Below are 7,181 nucleotides of genomic sequence, written 5' to 3'. Positions count from 1 at the left end.
GGTAGTTGGCGGTGTTCTGCTCGACGATGTGGACCAGGCCGCCCGTCTCGTGGTTGACGTTGGCGAGGAAGGCCGCGGCCTCCTGCTTCTTCACCGTGTCGCTGCCGGTCTTGGCGAAGCCCGGGTAGGCGCTCAGCGCCGTGGTCAGGCCGCTGTACGTGTAGAACGCGTTCCGGTTCGGGAACATCTGGTTGAACTGCGCCTCGCTGACGACGAAGCCCGAGGGTGCCGGGGTCCCGCCGCCTCCGCAGCTGTACGGGTCCCAGTACCAGGTGCTGATGGTCGGGTCGTAGCCCGGGTTGTCGTGCTCGGCTATGTAGTACGCGCCGTTGTACCTGACAACGTTGCCAGTCGTGTACCAGGCGCCCTGCTGCCAGTTGGGCGCGGTGTCGCAGACGGTGGCGGCGGGCGCGGCGGACGCGGACGGCATCAGGACCGTGGCCAGGCCGGTGGCGGCGAGGATCGCGACCAGCAGGGCCATGAGGCGTGTTCTCAGCACTCGATCTCTCCTTCGCGCGCGACGGGCCGGACCGGAGGTGAGGGCCGTCCGGTACGGCGGTGTCGCGGTGGGGGGCTTTTCCCCACTCAAGCGCGATTGACGTGATCGAGTCAAGGTATAGACCAATATGACTCCAGGGTAAGTCCGGTTCCCGCGGGGGGAGATGGGGGCTCGCGCCTCATGGGAGGGTCAGTCCCACCAGAAGGACCAGTGCTCCTTGCCGAGAACCGCCTCGGCGGCGTAGTCGCGGATCGTGTCGAAGCCCTGCCACACGTTGTCCGGGCAGAAGGCGTGGTGCTCGGCCGCCACGGCGAGCGCGTCCGGCATGGTGCGGGGCGGGGCGGCGACCGACAGGTCCATGCGGTCGAAGTGGAGCGCCAGGAGCCGTATGCCGAACCGGTCCTCCCATGAGCGCAGGACCGCGGAGAGCAGACCGGTGTCCGTGTGGTTGCAGGCCCCGGTCCAGCCCAGCGCCGCGGGGATGTCCGCGCCGCGACGGGCCGGGACGAGACCCGCCCGGGCGCCGGGCAACTGGTCCGTGTCCAGCAGTTCGGCGGCCACGCGGGCCGCCGCCGCGTCCGGATCGGCGTCCCGCGCGCCCGCCGGGGCCAGTCCGGGCCACTCGGGCGTGAACGGGGCGATGGTGTCGGCGTCCACGTCGTCGCCGTCCTCGGCCTGCACCCAGTCCCACAGGTGCCGCAGCGTCTCCTCCGCTTCATGGTCGTCCGGGTCCGACACCTGGTCCACGTCGAGGTTGCCCTCGTCCCAGGCCAGCGAGCGGCGTGCGTCGTTCACGAGCAGGACCGGCTGCATGCCGGACGCCTCCCGGGCGGCCAGGAGGCTCGCCCAGGTATGCGGGCCGGCGGCTTCGTCCGCGTACCAGAGGGACGGCTGTACACGCATGATGCCGGGCGGCAGGTCCAGGCCCAGCGCGTTCGGGTTGATGACCATGAACCGACCATAGGCGTCCGCACTGACAATCGACCCCGAGCCGGTGATCCCGCGCTCGTCGGCGCGTACGGCGGCCGAGGGGCCGTCAGGTCGTATGCGCCGTGGCGTGGTTGGCCGCGTCGGCCGCGTCGGCCGACAGCAGGTCGGCGATGCGGGAGAGGCCGTCGGCCGCGTACCCCTGCGCCATGGCGCGGTCGAGAAGTGCCTGGAACGGGGCGAAGAGCTCCGTGCTCACCCCCTGGTCGCGGAAGGTGGTGAGGAAGTTGGGGAAGGCGGCGTGATTGACGGCGAGGCTGGACACGTCGGTCAGGTGCCGCCCGGAGTCCACGGCCGCGGCCCATTGAGGGGCGCCGGAGAGCATGGCGCCGATCCAGGGGACCAGCAGTTCGGAGAACTCCTCGGCGGGGATGCCCTCCGTCCGGACCAGGGCGAACGCCTGCATGACGCCGATGACCATGCCGTACATGCCGGTGAGCAGCCCCAGGTCGTAAAGCGCGGCCAGACCCGGGTCCGTACCGGTCCAGCGGGTACCGCCGAACGCGGCGAGGACGGGGCGGCAGTCCTGGAAGGCCTCCTCGTCGCCGCTGTAGAGGACGTAGGCGTGGGGGCCGGCGATCATCTGCGGGACGGCCATGATGCCGCCGTCCACGTACCGGGCACCGTGCTCGGCGGCCCACGCGGCCAGCTCCCTGGCCTGGGCAGGGGTGCCGTTGGTGGTGTTGACCAGGGTCTTGCCGGCCAGGGCGCCCCCGAGGCCGGCGAACACCTTCCGGACGCTGTCGTTGTCGAGCAGGCAGACGATCACCAGGGGGGCGGCGGCGACCGCGTCGGCGGCGGTCCCGGCGGGGAGGGCGCCCTGTGCGACGAGGGGGCCCGTTCTGGCGGGGGACCGGTTCCAGACGGTGACCCGGTGGCCGGCCCCGAGGAGCGCGGCGGCGAGGGCGGAGCCCATCATGCCGAGTCCGATGACGGAGACGGACGCGGGCGTGGCGGCGGGGACGGGGGACGGGGAGGCCGGGGACGGGGCGGCTGCGGGCATGGCGAAGCTCCTCCGAGGGAGTTCAGGGATGGGAGATCCGGACGGTTCGATCCTCGTCCGGCGCCGAAGTGCCCACAAGTACTGACTGGTTGGTGAGGTACTTACCAGAGGGTGAGTGGGGTGGGGGCAGCCGTCCGGGTGCCTGGGCGGGGGAGTGCCCAGGCGCACCGCGGCGGCCGTCAGTAGGTCAGGGCGTCGGACATGTCGCTCAGCCAGTACGTCACGGAGGCGTCGTCGTCCTTGTAGGTGTCCGCCGGGAGCGTGAGCGTGGTCGCGGCGCCGGTCGAACCCGAGCCGTCACGGGGGGCGAAGTGCACCGTGAGCTTGTCGGCGATGCGGCCGTGCGCCTCACCGGTCTCCCGCTCGGCGTTCAGGACGATCGAGGCGTACGCGGACTCGCCGGGGGCGAGGGTCACCACCGCCTGGGGCTTGGAGTCCTCGATGATCCGGGTCACGGACTGCTCGTCGTCGAAGCGGAGGAGGGGCGCGTAGTAGGCGTCGCAGCGGCCGGAGCCGGTGTTGGTGACCGTCAGGAGCAGGTGGTTGATGGGGCGGGACACCTTGCTGACGACGACCTTGGTGTTGTCCCCGGTGCAGGTGGCGGAAGCGGTGGTGTCGCCGGTGCCGGTGCTCTGGCCCTTGCCGCTGCCCTGGTCGCCGCTGCCCCCGGCCGTGCCGGCGGACGGCTTGCCGTGGCCCGGGGCGGCGCTCGCGGCGGACGAGGGTGCGTCGGAGGAGCCGGAGGAGCCGGAGGCGGCGGGAGAGGCGGAGGCGGCGGGGCTGCTCGCGGCCGGGACGGACGGGTTCGTCGTGCCCGCCGCGTTCGCGTCGTCACCGGACTGGCAGGCGGTGAGCGAGAGCGCGGCCAGGAGGGCGGTCGCGGCGGCGGCGGTGGTGCGGGTGCGGAAGCTGCGCATGGCTGGTGGTTCTCCCCGTGAGGTCGTTCGTACGGTCGTTACGGCTGGTTGTGCGGGTGGGTCGTGCGGGTGGGTCGTGCGGTTGGACCGGCGCTTGTTCGTGCGGTTGTTCGTGCGGTGACGCGTTTCCGGCGCGTGACGTCCGGTCAGTCGGAGGAAGGTGAAAGGGTGGTGACGGCGTATCCGTCAGTGACGGTGGATCAATGCGACGACGACGACCATGGAGGCGATCAGCACGCCGAGGGCGATCGCGTCGGTGAGTCCTGGGCGACACTGGGTCCGCATCGTGGCTCCCTGTCTCGGTGGCGCTGGACACACCCTGCGCGCCTGGCTGATCAGCACGCAATGGACACGGGACAATGAGGGAAGCCGGAACGCCTTTACCTGCTGTGACCTGCGCGAACGCAGGTCGCCTGGAACGCGTTCCTGGGACGGCGAGGGGCAGGGGACGGCTGAGGTGGGGACGGACATGGGTGACTTCGCGGCACTGTTGCGTGAGCTCAAGGAGCGATCCGGGCTCAGTTACGGCGCTCTCGCCAAGCAGACCCACATGAGCACGTCCACGCTGCACCGCTACTGCAACGGGGACGCCGTGCCGACCGAGTTCGCCCCCGTGGAGCGGCTCGGCAGGCGCTGTGGGGCGTCCCGGGACGAGCTCGTGGAGCTGCACCGGCGCTGGATCCTGGCCGACGAGGCCCGGCGCCGGGGGCGCGCGGCCACGGCAGTACCGGGCCCCGCGGGTGAGCCCCGCCCCGAGGCCGCGCCCGAGCCCCGCCCCGGAACCGGGCCCGAGGCCGGGCCGGCCTCGACCGGGCCGGAAGCGGGTCCTGAGGCGGAAGCGGGTCCTGAGGCGGAGGCGGAACCCGGTCCGGTGGCTGCTCGTCCGGTGGCTGCTCCCGGGCCCCGGGGCCCGTCGGAGCCGGTGCCCACGGCGCCGGGGGCGACCGTGCCCGGCGGCACGCGGGACGATCCGGCGTCCGGGCGCGGCGGCCCCGGACGGGCCCGTCTCGTGCTCGCCACCGCCGTGGGCGTCGTCCTCCTCGCGACGGCCGCCTTCGCCGTGGTCGCCGACAGGGGCTCACAGGACGGCACCCGGACCACTGCCGACGGCCGCCCCCCGGCCACGGCCGGTGCGCCCGTGCGGAGCGCGCACGGCGGCACCGCGAAGCCGAGCCCGAGCGGCGGCACGAGCCCCGCCGCGACCCCTGCCGCGAAGCCGGGCCCCTCGGCCGTCAGCCCGTCGGCGGGGGCTTCGAAGAGTCCCCTTTCGTCGGCGGAGCCCCGCCACGACGGGCGCCCGCCGCTCTCCGTCGACGTGCGTCCGTACGCGTGGACGCACCCCTGCGACCAGGCGTACGTGGTGGACCGCCCGCCCGCGAAGATGCCCCCGCCGCCCTCGGAGCAGGGCGCGCGGGGCTGGGTCACGTCCTTGGGCGGCGTACCCGGCGGGAACATGCTGATCGACCTCGCCGTCCAGGGCACGGGCGAGGAGACGGTGGTGCTTCGGGCGCTGCACGTGCGGGTGGTGAGCAAGAAGGCACCGCTCGCCTGGAACGCGTACACGATGGGCGTCGGCTGCGGCGGCGACATGACCCCGCAGAGCCTCGACATCAATCTGGACGCCGCCGGCCCGCGCCCCGTCCCGGTCGCGGGCTGGCAGGGCGACAAGAAGGTCCCGGCGGGAGACCTTCCGTACAAGGTCTCCGAGAGCGACCCGCAGGCGCTGCGGATCACCGCCCACACGGCCGGCCACGACGTGCGCTGGTACCTGGAGCTCGAATGGAGCAGCGGGGATCGCAGCGGGACGCTGCGCATCGACGACCGGGGCGAGCCGTTCGCGACGAGCGCGCTCAAGGGGCGGCCGAAGTTCGACTACCCGTTGGGCGGTGACGGGTGGATCCCGTCACCGCCCGACGAGGGCTGATCAGAGGCGCTCGGGCGTCCGGATGCCGAGCAGGGCCATGCCCTGGTGGAGCGTGCGGGCCGTCAGGTCGCACAGGAACAGCCGGTTCTCGACCTGCTCCGGGGTGTCCGCCTTGAGGACCGGGCACTCCGAGTAGAACGTCGTGTACTGCGACGCCAGCTGGTACAGGTACGCGGCGAGCTTGTGCGGCTCGTACGTCGCGGCCACCTCGGCCAGGGTCTCCGCGAACCGGTCGAGGTGCAGACCCAGCGCACGCTCGGCCGGGGCCAGGGCGAGCTCCGGACGCGCGGCCGGTCCGGTGTCGCCCGCCTTGCGGAGGATCGACTGGATACGGGCGTACGCGTACTGGAGGTAGACGGAGGTGTCACCGTTGAGCGACACCATCTGGTCCAGGTCGAACTTGTAGTCCCGGGACGCGGACGTGGACAGGTCGGCGTACTTGATCGCGCCGATGCCGACCTGGGCCGCGCGCTCGGCGATCTCGTCCTCGGTGAGGTCCTGGGCCTTCTCACGGACCACGGCCGCGGCCCGCTCGACGGCCTCGTCCAGCAGGTCCACCAGACGCACCGTCTCGCCCTCACGGGTCTTGAACGGCTTGCCGTCCTTGCCGAGGACCGTGCCGAAGGCCAGCTGGACCGCCTTGACGTCGTCGTTGAGCCAGCCGGCGCGGCGGGCCGTCTCGAAGACCATCCGGAAGTGGAGCGACTGGCGGGCGTCGACGACGTACACCAGGGTGTCCGCGCCCAGCTTCTGCACCCGGTCGCGGATCGCGGACAGGTCGGTGGCCGCGTAGCCGTAGCCGCCGTTCGACTTCTTCACGATCAGCGGGACCGGGTTGCCGTCCGGGCCCTTCACGTCGTCGAAGAACACGCAGAGCGCACCCTCGGAGCGGACCGCGACGCCGGACTCCTCCAGCAGGCGGCACGTCTCGTCGAGCATGTCGTTGTAGCCGGACTCACCGACCACGTCCGGGTCGTTGATCTCCATGTCGAGCTTGCCGAAGACCGAGTAGAAGTAGATCTTCGACTCGTCGACGAACCGCTGCCAGAGGGCGAGGGTCTCCTCGTCGCCGGACTGGAGGGAGACCACCCGGTCCCGCGAGCGGGCCTTGAACTCCTCGTCGGAGTCGAAGAGGGCCCGCGACGCCTTGTAGAGGCGGTTGAGGTTGGACATCGCCTCTTCGCCGGAGACGGCGTCGTCGCTCTTGTGGTCCAGCTCGTGCGGGTGCTCGATCAGGTACTGGATGAGCATGCCGAACTGGGTGCCCCAGTCGCCGATGTGGTGGCGGCGGACCACCTTCTCGCCCGCGAACTCCAGGATCTTGACCATGGCGTCGCCGATCACGGCGGAACGCAGATGGCCGACGTGCATCTCCTTCGCCACGTTCGGCTGGGCGTAGTCGATGACGGTCGTGCCGGCGTCGTCCTTGTACGGGACGCCGAGGCGGTCGTCGTCGGCGCGGGCGGCCAGCGTCGTGGTGATCGCCCGGTCGGTGATCGTGATGTTGAGGAAGCCGGGTCCGGAGACCTCGATGTCCTTCAGCACGTCGTTTTCCGGGATCCGGTCCACGACCTGGTTCGCGAGCTCACGCGGGTTGCCCTTGAGCTGCTTGGCCAGGGCCAGGATGCCGTTGGCCTGGAAGTCGGCCCGGTCGCTTCGTCGCAGCAGGGGGTCGGCGGAACCGGCCTCCGGCAGAGCTGCCGAGAGGGCGTCCGCGAGGCGCTGCTGCACGGTCGAAGCGAGGGAAGGGACCGAGGCCATGAGCTTCCGTTCCTGTCGAGATCGTCAAGACTTATTACGGTTGTCAAGTGTCCCACGGTCGAGCAACCTCTTTATCGCGGCCTCATAGGG

The 7,181-nt window shown here is 71.5% G+C and carries 6 protein-coding genes; 1 reads left to right on the top strand and 5 read right to left on the bottom strand.

The features are described 5' to 3' along the window. From PUR26_RS05200 to PUR26_RS05185, 4 genes are all read right to left on the bottom strand, one after another. A partial coding sequence (locus PUR26_RS05200) for a glycoside hydrolase family 19 protein (protein ID WP_329869623.1) occupies nt 1–499 on the bottom strand: 499 nt, incomplete at its 3' end. A 189-nt stretch (nt 500–688) separates the two neighbouring features. Next, nucleotides 689–1,450 carry a DUF4253 domain-containing protein gene (locus PUR26_RS05195; RefSeq protein WP_329869622.1) on the bottom strand — a complete coding sequence of 254 codons (762 nt, stop codon included), beginning with the start codon at nt 1,448–1,450 and terminating at the stop codon, nt 689–691. An 85-nt stretch (nt 1,451–1,535) separates the two neighbouring features. Continuing rightward, nucleotides 1,536–2,489, bottom strand: coding sequence for an NAD(P)-dependent oxidoreductase (locus PUR26_RS05190; RefSeq protein ID WP_329869621.1), 954 nt, complete (start codon nt 2,487–2,489; stop codon nt 1,536–1,538). A 179-nt stretch (nt 2,490–2,668) separates the two neighbouring features. Then, the gene (locus tag PUR26_RS05185) at nt 2,669–3,406 is read right to left on the bottom strand and encodes a DUF4232 domain-containing protein (RefSeq protein WP_329869619.1); all 738 of its coding nucleotides are present in this window, start codon (nt 3,404–3,406) and stop codon (nt 2,669–2,671) included. A 469-nt stretch (nt 3,407–3,875) separates the two neighbouring features. On the opposite strand from PUR26_RS05185, the gene PUR26_RS05180 reads away from it, so the two are divergent. After that, the gene (locus PUR26_RS05180; protein ID WP_329869617.1) at nt 3,876–5,330 is read left to right on the top strand and encodes a helix-turn-helix domain-containing protein; all 1,455 of its coding nucleotides are present in this window, start codon (nt 3,876–3,878) and stop codon (nt 5,328–5,330) included. On the opposite strand, the gene argS is transcribed toward PUR26_RS05180, so the two are convergent. Beyond that, nucleotides 5,331–7,091, bottom strand: a complete 1,761-nt coding sequence (argS, locus tag PUR26_RS05175; protein WP_329869615.1) for an arginine--tRNA ligase — start codon at nt 7,089–7,091, stop codon at nt 5,331–5,333. Between the last annotated feature and the right edge of the window lie 90 nt (nt 7,092–7,181).

It is taken from the genome of Streptomyces sp. SP18CS02 (assembly GCF_036322365.1).
Taxonomy (GTDB): domain Bacteria; phylum Actinomycetota; class Actinomycetes; order Streptomycetales; family Streptomycetaceae; genus Streptomyces.
Note: the sequence above shows the minus strand (reverse complement) of the source record. Positions and strands in the feature narration are given on the sequence as shown.

Excerpts from the sequence above, each read along its gene's own strand:
- PUR26_RS05195 (WP_329869622.1), bottom strand. The coding sequence starts at position 1,450 with ATGGTCATCAACCCGAACGCGCTGGGCCTGGACCTGCCGCCCGGCATC.
- PUR26_RS05190 (WP_329869621.1), bottom strand. The coding sequence starts at position 2,489 with ATGCCCGCAGCCGCCCCGTCCCCGGCCTCCCCGTCCCCCGTCCCCGCC.
- PUR26_RS05185 (WP_329869619.1), bottom strand. The coding sequence starts at position 3,406 with ATGCGCAGCTTCCGCACCCGCACCACCGCCGCCGCCGCGACCGCCCTC.
- PUR26_RS05180 (WP_329869617.1), top strand. The coding sequence starts at position 3,876 with ATGGGTGACTTCGCGGCACTGTTGCGTGAGCTCAAGGAGCGATCCGGG.
- argS (WP_329869615.1), bottom strand. The coding sequence starts at position 7,091 with ATGGCCTCGGTCCCTTCCCTCGCTTCGACCGTGCAGCAGCGCCTCGCG.